Raw genomic sequence first — 17697 nt, 5'->3', positions numbered from 1 at the left:
CTCTTCATTGCATACTTAGGTGTCTTTTTCCGCGAAAACATTATTATTATGACAACGTTTATGATGGTTGGCTTTTTAGCTGTTATCGCTAGCACTGTCGTTTACTTTTGGATTGGTATGTTATCTACTAAGACTATCCAAATTATTTGTCCAAGCTGTGATAAGCCAACCAAAATGCTCGGCCGTATCGATGCATGTATGCACTGCAATCAACCTTTAACACTAGATCGAGATCTAGAAGGAAAAGAATTTGATGAAAAGTATAATAAGAAGAGTTATAAATCATAAGTATCAAGGGAAATACGAATTTGCAACACTACAAACGTTTCAACTCATTAAAAAGTTGATTTCTTAAAAAATCAACTTTTTAATTGTTTTATTAAATTTATTACACCTATTTTTTCGAAATAACAGTAAACATCCCTGTCATATTAGGCGAATAATCTTTAAAATCATATTTTTCGTAGAATGATGTTTTACCTTGCGACGCAAACAAACCAATGAATGCTTTATCTGGAGTATTCCCATTTAAGTATTCTACTAAAGTATTCATTATTTTCTTTCCAATACCATTCTTTTGATAATCTGGATGAACCACTATATCTTGAATATAGAAATAGATAGCCCCATCACCAACAATTCTCCCCATGCCGATGATTTGATTATTATCCTTGACTGTTATACAGTAAATCGAATTTTGAAGTGATATTTCCGCCACCTCAAAGTTCATATAGTTAGTCCATCCCACAGAATCACATAAATATTTATATTCTTCCAATGTTGGAATGTTATTTTTAATCTCATATTTCTTCAAAATGTCCCCTCCAAGAATTCATTTCCACCAATACAAAGTAAATTCGACAAACTTTTATCTAACCCTTCTTACTAACTTAGCACTGTAAATCCCGATTAACCTCACGCTAATCCTTATATAATAAAGAAAGAGGCTGACGTATAGCCGTCAGCCTCTTTCTTTATTATATATTACGCCTTATGACACTCTGGACAAACGCCATAAATTTCTAAGCGATGACTATTGATAACGAAGCCTGTCGTTTTCGCAGCTTCCTCTTCCAGCTTTTCCAAGCCTCCATAAGGAAAATCAACAATCTTACCACATTTTTCGCAAATCACATGATAATGTTGACTTGTAACATAATCAAATCTACTTGAAGCGTCTCCATAAGTTAATTCCTTTACAAGTCCAACCTCTTTAAACACACGTAAGTTATTATAGACAGTTGCAACACTCATATTTGGAAACTTACCTTCTAATGCTTTATAAATATCATCCGCTGTTGGGTGCGTCATTGATTCCACAAGGTACTCTAAAATAGCATGACGCTGTGGAGTAATGCGTACACCCGTATTTTTCAGCATTTCTAGCGCTTCTTTTAATTCTTCTTTGACCACCGTCATGCACCCCGATTCTATACGGATTATTATTTTATAATTCTTATAAAGAGTGTACTCCTTTTCTTATAAATCGTCAATATTTCTACTATAAGTATGTAGTTTATTTTTATATTCAGGACTTGTTTATATGTATCTTTCCCTTTTTTCTTCATATATTCCATAGAAAAAAGTGCGACATAATCGCACTTGGAATACTATCATCTGAGGAGGTATGCCCTACACTTCCACTTTATGTAAGGCAGTAAAATATGTATAGACACTTGCCTTGTTTCTGCATATTTTATCTCCAATGTAGATTTATTTTATATAAGAAAGAACATCCTCAATATGTCCTTTCACTTTCACTTTACGCCACTCTTTTACAAGTTCACCGTCTTTATTAATAAGGAATGTAGAACGCTCGATTCCCATATACTCTTTCCCAAAGTTCTTTTTTAACTTCCAAACATCGTATAACTCTGCTACTTTATGATCTTCATCTACTAAAAGTGTAAATGGCAATTCATGTTTCTCAATGAATTTCAAATGTCTATTCGCTGAATCAGGACTTACTCCAAGAATAACCGTATCCTTCTCTTGAAATACTCCATACGCATCACGAAAATCACATGCTTCAGTTGTACATCCTGGCGTCATATCTTTCGGATAAAAATAGAGAACTACATTTTTACCGCGGAAATCAGCTAGGCGAACTTCTTCTCCGTTACTTCCCTCTAATGTGAATTCTGGTGCCATTTCTCCTACTGTAATCATAGTTATCACTCCTACTCTTTTCCTTTACTATAACAAATGCTTCCTTATTTTTCATTGTCTATTACAGACCTCATCACAAAAGCAAAAGGGAGTGTATATCCAATTAGCGCTTCTGCGATTGCAATCCATCGCCCAATTCCAATCGGAGATATGTCACCATATCCAACAGACAATAGAGTAACTGCGCTAAAATATAAACAAACTTCGACGAGTTGAAAAGAATGAGCGTTCAAACTTTCTCCGTCCTCTTTCAAAACTGCGAAACCCATTTCCTCTAATACAACGTAACTTAATCCAAATGCGATTAGTACTGTTGTATAGATTAAAAATAATGTGGCCAAATTATAGAGCGAAAAAAAACGCGTTGAATCCGAATAGGAACTCCATAATAATTGGACACTTTTCAAAATAGCGATTGCTGCAATTAATAGAATAAATCCCCATAACATGTCCTCCACCTCATTTTATATGTATGAGATGGAGAACTGATTTATCCCTTAGAAACGAACAAGCTTCTATAATTAATTACCCGCGCCACGATACCTTTTTACCCCTTGGTTCCAGAGGGTGATTGCAATCGTAAAACAGATAACACCAACAATTGGCGTCGCAAATGCATAACTATTCCATTCTGTTTTTCTTAAAAAGTATGCCGCTGGATATACTCCAACAAACGCAAACGGTAAAACAAACGTTAAAATGAAACGAATTACACGATTATAAATATTAACAGGATAGCGCCCGTAATTACCTATGTTATACATAAGAGGCATAATTGAACTTTTCGCATCCGACCAAAAACCAAGGCTCGCCAGCGTAACAAATATACCTCCATATACAAGTGCTCCTCCTCCTACCATCAATATAAATAAGAAGAAATCATACCAGTAAAAAGATAATTGTAACTCCACAGCTGCATATCCCATTACAACAATCCCTGTAATAGCTCCAATTAAAGATTCAAGTTCCATTCTTTCTAATATAATTTGAAATAGGCTATGGATCGGCCGCGTTAATACACGATCCATCTCCCCTTTAATAATGTATCGATCATTAAAATCCCATATATTAAAGAAAGCTGAAAAGATGGCAAATGGTACTAAAAAGAAACCATAAATAAAGATTACTTCTTCTCGACTCCATCCCTTCAATGCTTGTGTATGCCCAAATACAACGAGAATAAATATTAAATTAACTGCTTGAAGCGATAAATCAGAAAGTAAACCAACGATAAAATCGCCTCGATACTCCAATTTTGTTTTTATATATTGACTTGCATATTGTAAAAATAAGTTTATATATAGCATCTCATCATCCCCCTTGTACAATTAGACGTTTTCTCGCCGTTCTCCACATGAGTACAATTGGAATAATAAGTACAATCGCCCAAATCACTTGAAATACTAAAGCCTCATACAACTTACTCCCCTGTATACCTTCAGAAAAAATCATACTTGGAATATAACTAATAGCCTGAAACGGTAAAAACATCATTGCTTTTTGGGCCCATAGCGGATAAAAACTAATTGGTAATAATAGACCTGAAAATAAATCAATAACAACGCGTTTTGCATACATAATCCCACTATTATTAAATAGGAAAAACGTAAGCATTCCCGTCATTAAATTAATTTGTGTATTAATAATAAAACTAAATATTAAAGATAAGAAGAAATATAACCAAGTTTGAAAATTTGTTGTAATTTGCAACGAAAATAATAACGTAACGATAACCATGCCTGGAATGGAAAAGAAGGCAAAACGGAATATTCCCTCGCCAAGACCTTGCATAACTTTCATTCCCAAATAGTTATATGGACGAATTAATTCTACAGCCACACGTCCTTCTTGAATCTCCATCGCAATTTCCCTATCTATATTATTAAAATAGAAGGCACGTGCCATCCACGCGATTGCGATATACGTGGTCATTTGCGAAATAGATAAACTTTCAATATTCTCTTTTCCGCTATAAATTGCTTGCCATAAAAAATAGTAAGCACCGATATTAATCGTATAAATTAAAATCCCGCTATAGTAATTTGTACGATACGCAAGCATCATTAAAAAGCGAATTCGAATCATTTCAATATACTTACCCATGCGTAATACCCTCTTCATAAATGTTACGAATAATTTCCTCTGTAGACACTTCGTTAATTTTTAAATCTTTAATTTGAAAGGCTTGTACTACTTTAGAAATAAGCATTGAAATAATAACTTCTTCATTCGGAATTTTTGCAACCCATGCATTTTCCTCTTTTGCTTTCGACCAAACGACATGATTATCTGGCATAACCATTGATAAAGCCTGATAGGAAACTGGTGCAACAAACTGAAAGTGAATTTCCTTCTCCGCTCCCCACTGCGTACGAAGATTATTTAAAGAACCGTCATACATAATATTTCCTTCATCCAGCATGATAACGCGCTCACATAAAGCTTCAATATCAGTAATATCGTGTGTTGTTAATAAAATTGTTGTTTTATAACGTTCATTCATTTCTTTTAAAAATTCACGTATTTTCAATTTCACAAGTACATCTAACCCAATTGTTGGCTCATCTAAAAATAATAACGGTGGATTATGAATTAAGGCTGCCGCTAATTCACAACGCATCCTTTGACCAAGAGATAATTTTCGAACTGGTTTATCTAATAAGGGCCCTATATCTAACGTTTCAATTACGTGCTCCATATGCTCCTTATACTGAGCGTCTGATACACCATACACTTTCTTTAATAAACGAAACGATTCTTGTACTGCAATATCCCACCAAAGTTGCGAACGCTGTCCAAAAACAACACCAATTGTTCTTACAAATTCTTCTCTTTGTTTATGTGGGTTCATTCCATTTACTGTGATTTGCCCTGATGTCGGAGTTAAAATCCCCGTAAGCATTTTAATTGTTGTTGATTTACCAGCACCGTTCTCACCGATATAACCAACCATTTCACCTTGCTTTACAGTAAAAGATACATCATTTACTGCTGGTACTATTTTATAATTACGATTTAATAAATCGCGAAATGCACCCTTTAAGCCCGGACGACTTGAATAGGCTGTAAACTCTTTACGTAACCCTTGTACCTCAATTACCGATTTCATAATCGGACCCCCCTCCTAAATGTCACAACGAATAGTTTACCCAACTGCCTTCGCTATCACAAACAATACGTCTTTTCGAAAAACATGTTAGAATAATACATAGATTTTTGTAAGGAGATGAATTGTAGTGAATTTCACAAAGTCAGAAGCATTACATAAAGAAGCTTTAGAGCATATCGTTGGCGGTGTTAACAGTCCTTCTCGTTCTTTTAAAGCAGTTGGCGGCGGCGCTCCTGTTGCTATGGAACGTGGGAAAGGCGCTTATTTCTGGGATGTAGACGGAAATAAATATATCGATTATTTAGCAGCATACGGTCCTATTATTACTGGACATGCTCATCCGCATATAACAAAAGCAATTACAACAGCTGCTGAAAATGGGGTACTTTATGGAACACCAACAGCGCTAGAGGTAAAATTCGCAAAAATGTTAAAAGAAGCAATGCCTGCATTAGATAAAGTCCGTTTCGTAAACTCTGGTACAGAAGCAGTGATGACAACGATTCGTGTTGCTCGTGCTTATACAGGTCGCACAAAAATCATGAAATTTGCTGGTTGTTACCACGGTCATTCTGATTTAGTACTTGTGGCAGCTGGATCTGGCCCTTCTACTTTAGGAACTCCTGACTCAGCTGGCGTACCACAAAGTATCGCACAAGAAGTTATTACCGTTCCATTTAACAATGTAGAAACTTTAAAAGAAGCTTTAGATAAATGGGGTCATGAAGTAGCAGCTATCCTTGTAGAACCGATCGTTGGAAACTTCGGTATTGTAGAGCCTAAACCTGGATTCCTTGAAAAAGTGAATGAACTTGTTCACGAAGCTGGCGCACTAGTAATTTATGATGAAGTTATTACTGCTTTTCGCTTTATGTACGGCGGTGCTCAAGACTTACTTGGTGTTACACCTGACTTAACAGCGCTTGGTAAAGTTATTGGCGGTGGCTTACCAATCGGTGCTTACGGTGGTAAGAAAGAAATTATGGAACAAGTTGCTCCGCTTGGACCTGCATACCAAGCTGGTACAATGGCAGGAAACCCTGCTTCTATGGCATCAGGTATCGCTTGTCTAGAAGTACTTCAACAAGAAGGGCTTTATGAGAAATTAGATGAACTTGGTGCAATGCTTGAAAAAGGAATTTTAGAGCAAGCAGCGAAACATAATATCGACATTACATTAAATCGTCTAAAAGGGGCTTTAACTGTATACTTCACAACTAATACAATTGAAGATTACGATGCCGCACAAGATACAGACGGTGAAATGTTCGGTAAATTCTTCAAGCTTATGCTTCAAGAAGGAGTTAACTTAGCACCTTCTAAATACGAGGCATGGTTCTTAACTACAGAACATACAAAAGAAGATATTGAATATACAATCGAAGCTGTCGGCAGAGCATTTGCTGCCCTAGCAGACAATAAATAATCCCGTCATTAAAAGGAAAAAAGAAAGCTCACCTTTCTTTTTTCCTTTTTTCTATTTCATAAATTACGTATTAATAGTATAATTATTCATAATTATCTGTTTTATATTCTTTTACAGCATTACTATCTCTGTGTACAAGGTGATTTGCGCCTTAAATAGTAAGATTATTCTAACTTTTACAAAAGGGGGGATTGACGGATGCTCAATAAAAAAAATACATGGACACCGTCTTTATTTCGAGATTATAGAAATGCAGAACATGATGCGTGTGGAATCGTTTCCGTTATGGAGAAACGAAAAATTGCTACAAAAGAAAACATTGACCTTTGCATACAATCACTCGTCAAAATGAATCATAGAGCTGGTTTCATTAATGGCGAGGGCGATGGCATCGGCATTCACATTGATATACCAAAAACACTTTGGAATGAAAAACTAAAAAGTAGCGGATATAATCCAACGATTGTGGATCATCCCCACTTTATCGTTGGACATTTTTTTCTAAATAAAAAAGAAAACATTACTGCCTTAAAAGATTATATTCGTACGCAATTAAACAACAAAAACTTTACTATTATTTTCGAAAGTGACGATGCAACAAACTCAGATGCGCTCGGTCCACTTGGTAAACAAGAAGAACCTTTATTTTGGCAAGTTGCCCTTATCGCAGAAAACGAAATTATAAATATTGAGCAAACATTATTTTCTGTCACAATAAAAATAGAGGAAAACGAAGCAATTCATGTTGCTTCATTAAGTCATGATCATGTTGTATATAAAGTTCTAGGTGCTGGTGATACGCTTGTTGCCTACTATAATGATTTACAACATCCGCTTATCGCTTCAACTATGACATTAGGACATAACCGCTACTCTACTAATACATTATCTAATTTTTTTCGTGTACAACCATTTAGCATTCTCGGACATAATGGTGAAATTAACACAATTGCGAAATTACGCGATCAAGCTGAAATGATTGATGTACCACTTACTGCAGGAGGCAGTGACTCTCAAGATTTAAACCGCACCTTAGAAACCCTACTTGTTCAATACGGCTACAGCTTATTTGAAGCAATGGAAATTCTATTCCCACCAATTATTAATGAAATTAAACTTTATGAAACACCTTTACAAGATTTATATACGTATATACGTGAAGCATGGGGACATTTTGCACAAGGACCAGCTGGCATCATTTCCCGTTTTAAAGATGAAGCTGTTTTCAGCGTTGATTCCCTTGGATTACGCCCAGTATGGAAAGTAGAGACAGAGAGCTCTTATATTTTCTCTTCTGAACCTGGAGTTGTATCACCAACTAAATATGTAGCAGAACCAAAACCACTCGCTCCTGGAGAAAAAGTCGGATTAAAATGGAATGAACAAGATGAACTTGTTCTTTATGAATATGACAAATATCAAATCCAAGTATATAACCGTTTTAAAAAGCGAATTGATACTACCAATTACCATTTAAATTTATCTATCCCTGAAACGAAAAAAATCCAAGGGCTATGTGATTCTGTTCAAGTTGAAACGAAACAATACGTCGCTTTCGGATGGGACCGAGAACATATTCAACTTCTTGAACAGATGGCAACAAAAGGCGTTGAGCCAATACGCTCACTTGGGCATGACTCACCACTTGCCGCACTCGATACTGATAGACGAAATATCGCTGACTTTATTAAAGAAAGTGTAGCTGTTGTTACAAACCCTGCAATTGACCGTGACCGTGAAATTGAACACTTCTCTACACGTACTGTACTTGGAGAGCGTCCAAGTTTATTAAGCGGCGCAAAACGGCCATTTGTAGTTGAAATGCTTTCACCAATTATTTTAGAAGGCAGCGTGGCACAACCTATTGCAGAGGAATTACACACAATTACGTACGAACAACTCATAGAGCTATTTAAGACTCATAACTCTATCGCCACAATCTCTGCTACATTCAGCTCGTCAGAAACTCTGCAATGCGCATTAAGCCGCATTAGTTCTGAAGCGATAGCTGCTGTTAACAATGGCGCTTCCCTACTAGTATTAGATGACGCCAAAGCCCATCTAAATGAACGATTGTGGATTGATCCACATTTAGTTACTGCTAAAGTACATCAAGCATTAAGTGAAAATAAATTACGCCGCAATTGTTCTCTCGTTATACGTTCTGGTGCTCTTCGCTCCTTACATGACATTGTCACGCTATATGGATTAGGAGCAGATGGTATTAATCCATATTTATTATTCGCGACTGTAAATGATGGAACAAAAACACCAATTACGAATCTATATAATGCACTTAATAAAGGATTAGAAAAAGTCATTTCAACAATTGGAATTCATGAGTTACGTGGTTACGGACGTCTCTATTCATCTATTGGATTACATGAAGAAATCGCAAATATATTACAGATTACAAATTTCTTCGGTTCAAATGATTTAGCCTTTTCACTTGAATCACTTGTTGAAGATGCAAAAATACGAGCAGAGGATTATAACAATCCTAAAATTAGAATGCGAAAATCATTTCATATATTCCCGCGAATTTGGAAAGCAATCGGCGATGTTGCAAAAGGAAATTCTTATGATGATTACCGTGACAAGTTAAGTGAACTAGAAGAGAATAATCCAATCGCAATCAGACACCTTGTTCAAACGAAACAAACAAAACATGTCGTTCCAACTGAAGAAGTATCTATCGGCATCAAAAATCATAATTTACCATTTATTATTAGTTCTATGTCATTTGGTTCTCAAAACGAAATTGCCTTTCGCGCATATGCAGAAGCAGCCGATCAGCTAAATATGATTAGCTTGAACGGTGAAGGCGGCGAAATTAAAGATATGATTGGAAAATATCCACATACACGTGGACAACAAGTAGCATCTGGGCGATTTGGAGTAAATGCCGAACTACTAAACTCATCAAACTTAATTGAAATCAAAATCGGTCAAGGCGCAAAGCCTGGGGAAGGTGGGCATTTACCTGGTTCAAAAGTGACAGCCAAAATCGCTGAAGCACGTAATGCGACAATCGGCTCAGATTTAATTTCGCCTTCTAATAACCATGATATTTATTCAATTGAAGATTTAGCTCAAATGATTACAGAAATTAAAACAGCTAATCAACTTGCCAAAGTAGCCGTGAAAGTCCCTGTTGTTCCTAATATCGGAACAATTGCTGTCGGTATCGCCAAAGCTGGCGCTGATTTTATTAACATTAGCGGATTCGATGGCGGAACAGGCGCTGCACGTATTCACGCATTGCAGCATGTAGGTCTCCCTGTAGAAATTGGTGTTAAAGCCGCTCACAACGCTTTATTAGAAGCAAGCATGAGACATAAAGTAGAGATTTGGGCAGATGGTGGTATTCGAAGTGTAAATGATGCCTTGAAAATCATGCTCCTCGGAGCAAACCGTATTGGATTTGGCACACTATCAATGATTGCAATCGGCTGTACTACTTGCCGTGGGTGCCATCTAGATACTTGCCATGTTGGAATTGCGACACAAATCGAGTCTGAAGCACAAGCAAAAGAACATGGGTTACGCCGCTTCGTCCCACGCGAATTAGAAAGCGCAGTTGCTGGCCTGCTAAATTTATTCACCTCTTTCGGTGTAGAACTAAAACGATTAACAGGACAGCTTGGTTATACAAATTTACAAGCAATTGTTGGGCGTTCTGATTTATTAGAGCAAGTTCGAGGCGAAAATTTATTAAACTTACGTAATTTACTACAAATAATAGAACATCCATCTGTTACAACAACAGAAGGCGTACCGGAAAAACAATTTAAGACAGTTCATTCCGCTGACTCAAAAGAATTGGTAGGCGTTGGTGTAGAGCAACGCGTTATGGGTGGTCTAGAATCATGTTATCGCGTTCGCAGTAAACTATATGAAGCTACTCAACTTGAACCACTTACATTAAAGTATACGGATGGTTCTATTCCCGGAAATGGGTTAGGTGCTTACAATAGTGAAAATTTATTTATACACGTAAATGGCGGCGCACAAGATGGCATTGGTAAAACTTCCTTTGGTGGTGGGATTTATATAACGAAATCAAAAGGAAAAGACGGAGTATATTATAACGGTTCTGTCGGAAAAGGATTTGGATATGGTGCACAAAAAGGGGCACTATACGTACAAGGGAACGCTGATGCTCGCGCTGGCATTCGCCTTTCTGGGGCAGACATGATAATTGGAGGTAGAATAACAAAACCACTCCGTGAAAAAGAGCAAGGAAATATAGGTGCATACTCCAATATTAAAGGTTTTGCTTTTGAATATATGACAAACGGGCGAGCGCTTGTTTTAGGTGACCCTGGTCCATGGATTTGCGCTGGCATGACTGGCGGTGTTGTTTATTTGCGTCGTGATTCAAACTTAGGCTTAACAGAACAGGCCTTAAAAAGAAGAATCGCAAAAGGCGCAAATGTTACATTACAACCAATTAGTAAAAATGGTTTGAAAGATGTAACTGAATTATTGCTAGACTATATTCGTGTACTAAACGAGCACGAGCAATATGAGGAAGTTGCTTTGTTAACACCATTATTAGATGATATACAGAACAAGTTTTTTGAGATTATCCCGAAAAAAGAACAGGCAGATCCATCTATCTCAACAGAGTAAAATGAGTAATTTTCATTATTAAGAAAAAATTGACGAAGTACGCTTCTCATAGTAATCTATAGTAACAATTTGAGACCTGCTGAAATTCAGCAGGTTTTTTTACTAAAAACTGATGTTTAAAAGGAATTAGGAAAAATTATAAAGTGAAACTTTAATTAGCCTACACCAATCGGACGTTTACCGGCATCCAGCTTCTGAATTTTGAGGCGTGAATCTTACTACTCACAATTAGCGGGATAAAATGAACACTAATTTCTTTTAACGTCACTAAAATATCACTTGCTAACATATTGTAATGAATGTATAGTATCATGTTGTACATTCATTATGACAAGAGAAAGGATCTTATTAAGGGTATGAAACTTGGTGCTCGCATTTTAAAAACGGGTATTGCCATCACGTTAGCTTTATTTGCTTGTATTTTACTTCAATTACCGAGTCCGGTATTTGCGGGAATTTCAGCTATCTTTGCTGTTCAACCGTCTGTATACCGTTCTTATTTAACAGCACTTGAACAAATTCAAGCAAATGTAATTGGTGCGATATTTGCTATCGCATTTGCTACTGCTTTTGGACATAATCCTTTTATTATTGGATTAACATGTATATTAGTAATTGCTCTTACATTACAATTACGATTAGAAAACACAATATCAATTGCTTTAGTAACAGTTATCGCCATTATGGAGTATCAAGGCGAAGATTTCTTTAGTTTTGCCTTACTTCGATTTGCGACGATTATGATTGGTATTATTGCGGCTTCACTTGTAAATTTAGTATTTATGCCGCCAAAATATGAAACAAAACTTTATCATCGTATCGTTGATAATACAGAAGAAATTGTAAAATGGATTCGAATGAATAGCAGGCAGGCTTCTGATTTTACAACGCTAAAAACTGATATTGATCGTATGAAAGAAAAAATGATCAAACTAAACCATTACTATTTGCTGTATAAAGAAGAAAGAAGCTACACGAAAAAAGTAAAGTTCGCAAAAATTCGTAAGCTCGTTTTATTCAGACAAATGTTAGCGACAACAAGCCGTGCTTTAAGTACGTTAAAATCATTACACCGTACTGAAAATGAACTGCGCTATATGCCGGAAGAATTTCAGGAATCTATCCAAAACGAACTTGACTCATTAACGCATTATCATGAACAAGTTTTATTAAAATTTATTGGTAAAGCAAAAAAACAACAATCAGTCGAAATGCTTGATGAAGTTGAAACAGGTAAACAAGAATTAATTGATATCTTTATGGAATATCAAAATAAAGACGATGAAGAAGCATATAAAACATGGTTACATCTCTTCCCTCTTATTTCTTCCATCATTAACTATAGTGAAGAAGTAGAGCATTTAGATTTGCTTGTAGATAGCTTCTACACATACCATAAACCAGAAAAAGAACTCCAAATCGATGATAAAAAAGAAGACGAATAAAAAAACAGCTCCTTTTATGCTAAAGGAGCTGTTTCTGTTATATGTTGAAGTTGATATAAATTGTAATAAAATCCTCTTTTTTGCATTAACTCTTCATGAGAACCAGTCTCTTTAATCTCACCGTCTTCAATGTAAATAATCGTATCAACATGCGTAATCGTCGCTAATCGATGTGCAATTATAATCGTTGTCCGGTCAGCAGCTAACGTCTGAAGCGCCTCTTGAATATACCTTTCATTTTCTAAATCTAATGCTGAAGTTGCTTCATCTAATATAAGTACCGAAGGATTCTTTAGAAACACTCGTGCAATTGCCACGCGTTGTCTTTGCCCGCCCGATAGCTTCACACCACGTTCTCCAACGACAGTATTATAACCATCTGGTAAGTCTATAATAAAATCATGAATTTGCGCAGCTTTAGCAGCTGCAATCACCTCTTTCTCTGTAGCCTTCGGATTTCCATATAAAATATTAGCTCCAATTGTATCGCTAAACAATAAATTATCTTGCAGTACAATTCCAATATGACTACGCAAATTTCTCATATTATACTTTCTTACATCTATGCCATCTACATAAACCGTGCCTTCAGAAACATCATAGAAACGCGGGATCAAACTAGCAAGAGATGACTTTCCTCCCCCACTTGCTCCTACAAGCGCTACTTTCTCTCCAGGCTGCATAGTTAATGACAAGTTGTGTAATATCTCTTTTTCATCTACATTATAACGAAAAGAAACATTGTCAAATACAATTTCTCCATTTAATTTTTTCGTTTGTACCGCATTTGGCACATTAACAATATCGTATTTTTCATCTAACAGTTCAAACACACGGTCCATCGATGCAAAAGATTGTGTTAATGTTGTAGATGAATTAACAAGGCGGCGAAGCGGACTATATAAACTATCCATATATCCAACAAAAGCTACCATCGTTCCTAGCGTTAACTGTCCTTGAATTACTTCATATGCTGCAAAACCAATCACAAGTAACGGACCTAAATCGGTTAACGTATTTACTGCCGAAAATGTTCTTGCCGTCCAACTTGTATGGGTTAATGCTTTCGTTAAAAATTCATTATTTCTTTTTTCAAACTGCTTCCCCTCATACTCTTCTAACGCAAAGCTACGTGTCACTTGCATTCCTTGAATACGTTCATGCAAATACCCTTGCATCGTCGCTAACGCTTGTGAACGCTCTTTCGTCAATTTCCGAAGACGTCCGAAAAAATATTTCACTGCAATTACATAAATAGGTAAAATCAATAACGCAACAAATGTTAATTTTATATTCATAGAAAACATAACAATGATAGCAATAGCAATTGTTGCAGTATCTAACCAGACGTTCATCAAACCAGTAATTACAAAATCTTTCGTTTGTTCTACATCATGGATGACACGCGAAATAATCTCCCCTGTTTTTGTATTGGAGTAATAACGTAAACTTAACTTTTGTAAGTGACCGAAAATATGCTTCCGCAAATCATACAGTATTGTATTTGCGATACGTTGGGCGAAATATTGACGATAATATTCAATCGGTGGTCTTAATACCGCAAAAATAAAGAAAGCAATTCCAATCGCTGTTATTAATTGAGATGTTTTATCTTGAAGTGAGCCAGCGCCTTGAATTACATCATCGATAATATACTTTAATAACCACGGCATAATAAGTGGGATACCGAACTTAACTAGTCCAATAATAATTGTAATAGCAATAAGCCACCGATATGGTTTAACAAATTGTAAATATCTTTTTATGCCTTGCACATAATCCCCCCTCTAATAGGACAAACCTGCCGGGAAGCCCCCTGCAGGTTTGTTTTAATTTCTGTACATTAAATATCGTTCATACCACATATCTACGAAATCTGGTGCAAATGGACCTTTTCTTTGATGAATCCACTGTGTTAAATGTGCTACATTTCGTTTTAAAATTGTATCAATAACAGGTGGATACTGCATAATTTCACTATGTTTTTCATACTCATCTTCATCTAGAAGCGTATATGTCATATCTGGATATACTTTAATATCTAAATCATAATCAATATACTTTAATGCTTCAGGATCATACGCAAAAGGTGAGCTTAAATTACAATAATAATATACGCCATCTTCCCTAAGCATCCCAATCACATTAAACCAATAGTTGGCATGAAAATAGCAAATTGCTGGTTCACGAGTAATCCATGTTCGGCCATCCGATTCTGTAACTACTGTACGATCATTCGCTCCGATTACAAGACTCTGTGTCCCTTTTAAAATTGTTGTTTCTTCCCACATTCTATGAATGGAGCCATTATGTTTATAACTATGTATTTGTACTTTTTCTCCTTCTTTGGGAAATCCCATATATGCTCCCTTCTTTCAACTGCAAATGCCCTTTGAACGGCATTCACTTTTTTTCTATTATAACTTTTTTGTCGAAATTTTAAAACTAAAGGGATAAGACTCTATTTTTCAAACTGAATATGTAGGAGGTTTATCGTTGAATACTATGCCCCACCGCTTCTTAGGAGATAAAAGGATTGTACTGTATTATTTATAAGCGAGGACATGTAATAGAAAAAGCCCTTCTCTATTTCCATACAAAGAAGGACTTTTCACCTAAAGATAACAATATATCTTATCCTAAATTTGAAATCATTTTTTCAGTTGCAAAAGATTGAATTACACTATTCGTTTGCTCTTCAAATTTCTCATGTAACATCTTCAACGCTACTTCTGTTCTATATATTTCCTGGCGGATAAAATGCAGTTCTTTTTTATCGCACGTATCTTTTTCATTCATTTCAATTTGTTGATACTTCTCTAGATGTGCTTGTAACTTTAACAATTCATCCATCGTTTCTAATTGCTCCCCTACCAACTTATCAAAATCGTTCATTACTTACCCCCTTTTGGACTTATTCATCAGTTATTATTCCTAATTACATAATTCTAATTGTTAACTTCCTTCTCCTTTGACTACATTTGTTGACTTATTAGAAGTTATGTCGTTCGCTTTCTTTTCATTACAACGATCCACGCAAAAAGAAAACACTTCTCCCGAATTAGAGAAGTGTTTTTCTTTCATTACTGATTTGAGCTAGAAGATTGTGATTGTTTTGCAGCTGACTTAGCATTTTGTTTTTTCACAGCATGCACGTCTGTTTCAGTTGCAAATTCTGTACCATAACTAGCGTTTGCACTTTGTGCACCAGAAGCTTGTGCTTTCTTTGCTTCTGATTGTGCGTTTGCTTGTTTTACTGCTTGTACATTTGTTTCAGTAGCAAATTCTGTACCATAACTAGCATTTGTACTTTGAATGCTAGCACCAGAAGTTGCCTTGTTATAACCTTGTTGTTTTTTACTCATCTTTCTCACCTCCACAATCAATAATGTAACCAATTCACTTAGAAGCTATCCGTAATTTTCTTTTGAATAATTTCCGCATATATCTTTTGTTACTTATTCAAACTATAAGAAATGGAGGTGGAAATATGTATATAGGACGCGATATGACTGAACTAACGATGATTTCAAAAAATGAATGGAAAGAAGATGAATTAGCTTATTTTCATCACTCACTACAACAGGTTCTGCCTTATTTAAATGTAGAAGGGCAGAGTATTTACAAAGAAATTGTAGTAGAAATTGAATCAAGAGGCGGCTTACAAGAAGGTGAAGCTAGTTGGACTCATGGGACAAAAATTTCTTACGATTAAAAAAGTGTTCCCTAGATTGGGAACACTTTTTTATTTATTGCATTGTAATTTTCTCCACACAATTTTCATAAATAGTACGGTGTGATTTTGAGAAAGGTAATTGCTCAAATACCTCTTTCGATACAAATTTTAATGTATCTGTATCAACAATATTACCGGTTACTTTTCCGTAAAATACAAATATATCCCAAGTACGATGTGTAAACGTATGTTGTACATTCATTGCGTATTCATCAATAGAAACCTCGATCTCAAATTTTTCTTTCATATAATCTATAAGCTGTTCCTTCTGATTTCGAATACCTTCTCCAAGTTCAGCATTAGGAAACTCCCACATGTTAGCTAACAAACCTGTACTTGGACGTTTATTAATAACGTAACGACCGTCTTCAGTTTGAAGTACGCCTGCAACAATAGGTACCATTTTAGGAGCTTTCGCTTTACTTTTTACTGGTAATTCTTTTTGAACACCTTCAGCATATCCTCTGCAATGCTCACGCACAGGACAAAGTAAGCACGATGGATTTTTAGGAATACAAATCAATGCACCTAATTCCATCAATCCTTGATTAAAATAAGATGGGTTTTCTACTGAAATAATTTCACGCACAATCTCTTCAAAAACTTTTCGAGTCTTTGGTTTTGCAATATCATCCCATACTGATAAAATACGAGATAATACACGCATAACATTTCCATCAACTGCCGGCTCTGGTATACCATATGCGATACTTAAAATAGCACCTTTTGTATATGGTCCTACTCCTTTTAACTTTTCAATTTTCTTTACATCACTTGGTACAACCCCGCCGTATACTTCTTTTACCTCTTTTACTGCCGCATGTAAATTACGTGCTCTAGAATAATATCCTAAACCTTCCCATGCTTTTAATACTTCTTCATCATCTGCGTTCGCTAACGCTTCAAGTGTAGGAAACTTCCCCATAAAATTTGCGTAATATGGTTTTACAGCTTCTACTCTTGTTTGCTGCAACATAATTTCAGAAACCCAAACACGGTATGGATCTTTATTCTTTCTCCACGGTAAGTCACGCTGTTCTTCTTCAAACCAACCAATTAAATCATTTTGAAACTGCTCTATATTAAAATTGTTTAGTATTTCAAGTGTCAAACTTGATCCCCCTCATTTTTTTGCATATAAGTACTATTATAAAGATTTTAGGAAAAAATTTAAGTA

At 35.8% G+C, this 17697-nt stretch carries 17 protein-coding genes (1 of these 17 running past the window's edge); 5 read left to right on the top strand and 12 right to left on the bottom strand.

Annotated features, from left to right (window positions below; translation table 11 throughout):
- Positions 1–288, top strand: partial view of a YgzB family protein gene (locus M1D73_RS02705; RefSeq protein WP_086401030.1) — the 3' portion only. The gene continues 69 nt to the left of window position 1, outside the view; the window shows 288 of its 357 coding nt (coding positions 70–357); the start codon falls outside the window, past its left edge; the stop codon is at positions 286–288.
- A gap of 106 nt (positions 289–394) precedes the next feature.
- On the opposite strand, the gene M1D73_RS02700 is transcribed toward M1D73_RS02705, so the two are convergent.
- From M1D73_RS02700 to M1D73_RS02670, 7 genes are all read right to left on the bottom strand, one after another.
- Entirely contained in the window at positions 395–814 is a 420-nt protein-coding gene (locus M1D73_RS02700; protein WP_000759735.1) for a GNAT family N-acetyltransferase, read from the bottom strand.
- Between the two features lie 170 nt (positions 815–984).
- Complete coding sequence (perR, locus tag M1D73_RS02695) at positions 985–1413, bottom strand: peroxide-responsive transcriptional repressor PerR (protein WP_000237829.1); 429 nt, start codon at positions 1411–1413, stop codon at positions 985–987.
- Between the two features lie 300 nt (positions 1414–1713).
- A complete protein-coding gene (bcp, locus tag M1D73_RS02690; RefSeq protein WP_000633710.1) occupies positions 1714–2169 on the bottom strand; it encodes a thioredoxin-dependent thiol peroxidase in 456 nt (151 codons plus the stop codon).
- Between the two features lie 44 nt (positions 2170–2213).
- Entirely contained in the window at positions 2214–2618 is a 405-nt protein-coding gene (locus M1D73_RS02685; protein ID WP_000964343.1) for a potassium channel family protein, read from the bottom strand.
- A gap of 72 nt (positions 2619–2690) precedes the next feature.
- A complete protein-coding gene (locus M1D73_RS02680; RefSeq protein WP_000965773.1) occupies positions 2691–3476 on the bottom strand; it encodes an ABC transporter permease in 786 nt (261 codons plus the stop codon).
- A gap of 4 nt (positions 3477–3480) precedes the next feature.
- Complete coding sequence (locus M1D73_RS02675; protein ID WP_000521519.1) at positions 3481–4272, bottom strand: ABC transporter permease; 792 nt, start codon at positions 4270–4272, stop codon at positions 3481–3483.
- Positions 4265–5278, bottom strand: coding sequence for an ABC transporter ATP-binding protein (locus tag M1D73_RS02670; RefSeq protein ID WP_000843655.1), 1014 nt, complete (start codon positions 5276–5278; stop codon positions 4265–4267). The genes M1D73_RS02675 and M1D73_RS02670 overlap by 8 nt, the downstream gene beginning before the upstream one ends.
- 127 nt (positions 5279–5405) lie before the next feature.
- Here M1D73_RS02670 and hemL point away from each other — a divergent pair, with 127 nt between their 5' ends.
- The 3 genes from hemL (at position 5406) to M1D73_RS02655 (ending at position 12784) form a co-directional block, all read left to right on the top strand.
- Positions 5406–6704, top strand: a complete 1299-nt coding sequence (gene hemL, locus M1D73_RS02665) for a glutamate-1-semialdehyde-2,1-aminomutase (protein ID WP_001011863.1) — start codon at positions 5406–5408, stop codon at positions 6702–6704.
- 198 nt (positions 6705–6902) lie between these two features.
- On the top strand, positions 6903–11339 hold the full coding sequence (locus tag M1D73_RS02660) for a glutamate synthase-related protein (RefSeq protein WP_000932763.1): 4437 nt from the start codon (positions 6903–6905) through the stop codon (positions 11337–11339).
- Positions 11340–11695: 356 nt separating this feature from the next.
- Positions 11696–12784 (top strand): aromatic acid exporter family protein, encoded by a 1089-nt coding sequence (locus tag M1D73_RS02655; protein ID WP_000765787.1) that lies wholly within the window; start codon positions 11696–11698, stop codon positions 12782–12784.
- Between the two features lie 14 nt (positions 12785–12798).
- Here M1D73_RS02655 and M1D73_RS02650 read toward each other — a convergent pair whose 3' ends face one another.
- From M1D73_RS02650 to M1D73_RS02635, 4 genes are all read right to left on the bottom strand, one after another.
- A complete protein-coding gene (locus M1D73_RS02650) occupies positions 12799–14559 on the bottom strand; it encodes an ABC transporter ATP-binding protein (protein WP_001161599.1) in 1761 nt (586 codons plus the stop codon).
- Between the two features lie 54 nt (positions 14560–14613).
- Complete coding sequence (gene ntdP, locus M1D73_RS02645) at positions 14614–15144, bottom strand: nucleoside tri-diphosphate phosphatase (protein WP_000506622.1); 531 nt, start codon at positions 15142–15144, stop codon at positions 14614–14616.
- A 274-nt stretch (positions 15145–15418) separates the two neighbouring features.
- Complete coding sequence (locus tag M1D73_RS02640; RefSeq protein ID WP_000997575.1) at positions 15419–15679, bottom strand: YgaB family protein; 261 nt, start codon at positions 15677–15679, stop codon at positions 15419–15421.
- Between the two features lie 188 nt (positions 15680–15867).
- Positions 15868–16149, bottom strand: a complete 282-nt coding sequence (locus M1D73_RS02635; RefSeq protein WP_000039035.1) for a gamma-type small acid-soluble spore protein — start codon at positions 16147–16149, stop codon at positions 15868–15870.
- 125 nt (positions 16150–16274) lie between these two features.
- Between M1D73_RS02635 and M1D73_RS02630 the strand changes: the two genes are divergently transcribed.
- On the top strand, positions 16275–16499 hold the full coding sequence (locus tag M1D73_RS02630) for a hypothetical protein (RefSeq protein WP_000275436.1): 225 nt from the start codon (positions 16275–16277) through the stop codon (positions 16497–16499).
- A 34-nt stretch (positions 16500–16533) separates the two neighbouring features.
- On the opposite strand, the gene mutY is transcribed toward M1D73_RS02630, so the two are convergent.
- On the bottom strand, positions 16534–17631 hold the full coding sequence (gene mutY / locus M1D73_RS02625) for an A/G-specific adenine glycosylase (RefSeq protein WP_086401029.1): 1098 nt from the start codon (positions 17629–17631) through the stop codon (positions 16534–16536).
- Positions 17632–17697 lie beyond the last annotated feature (66 nt).

This window comes from Bacillus sp. PK3-067 (assembly GCF_056738645.1).
This window is presented reverse-complemented; position numbering and strand designations above follow the sequence as displayed.

Excerpts from the sequence above, each read along its gene's own strand:
- bcp (WP_000633710.1), bottom strand. The coding sequence starts at position 2,169 with ATGATTACAGTAGGAGAAATGGCACCAGAATTCACATTAGAGGGAAGT.
- M1D73_RS02685 (WP_000964343.1), bottom strand. The coding sequence starts at position 2,618 with ATGTTATGGGGATTTATTCTATTAATTGCAGCAATCGCTATTTTGAAA.
- M1D73_RS02680 (WP_000965773.1), bottom strand. The coding sequence starts at position 3,476 with ATGCTATATATAAACTTATTTTTACAATATGCAAGTCAATATATAAAA.
- M1D73_RS02675 (WP_000521519.1), bottom strand. The coding sequence starts at position 4,272 with ATGGGTAAGTATATTGAAATGATTCGAATTCGCTTTTTAATGATGCTT.
- M1D73_RS02670 (WP_000843655.1), bottom strand. The coding sequence starts at position 5,278 with ATGAAATCGGTAATTGAGGTACAAGGGTTACGTAAAGAGTTTACAGCC.
- M1D73_RS02660 (WP_000932763.1), top strand. The coding sequence starts at position 6,903 with ATGCTCAATAAAAAAAATACATGGACACCGTCTTTATTTCGAGATTAT.
- M1D73_RS02655 (WP_000765787.1), top strand. The coding sequence starts at position 11,696 with ATGAAACTTGGTGCTCGCATTTTAAAAACGGGTATTGCCATCACGTTA.
- ntdP (WP_000506622.1), bottom strand. The coding sequence starts at position 15,144 with ATGGGATTTCCCAAAGAAGGAGAAAAAGTACAAATACATAGTTATAAA.
- M1D73_RS02640 (WP_000997575.1), bottom strand. The coding sequence starts at position 15,679 with ATGAACGATTTTGATAAGTTGGTAGGGGAGCAATTAGAAACGATGGAT.
- M1D73_RS02635 (WP_000039035.1), bottom strand. The coding sequence starts at position 16,149 with ATGAGTAAAAAACAACAAGGTTATAACAAGGCAACTTCTGGTGCTAGC.
- M1D73_RS02630 (WP_000275436.1), top strand. The coding sequence starts at position 16,275 with ATGTATATAGGACGCGATATGACTGAACTAACGATGATTTCAAAAAAT.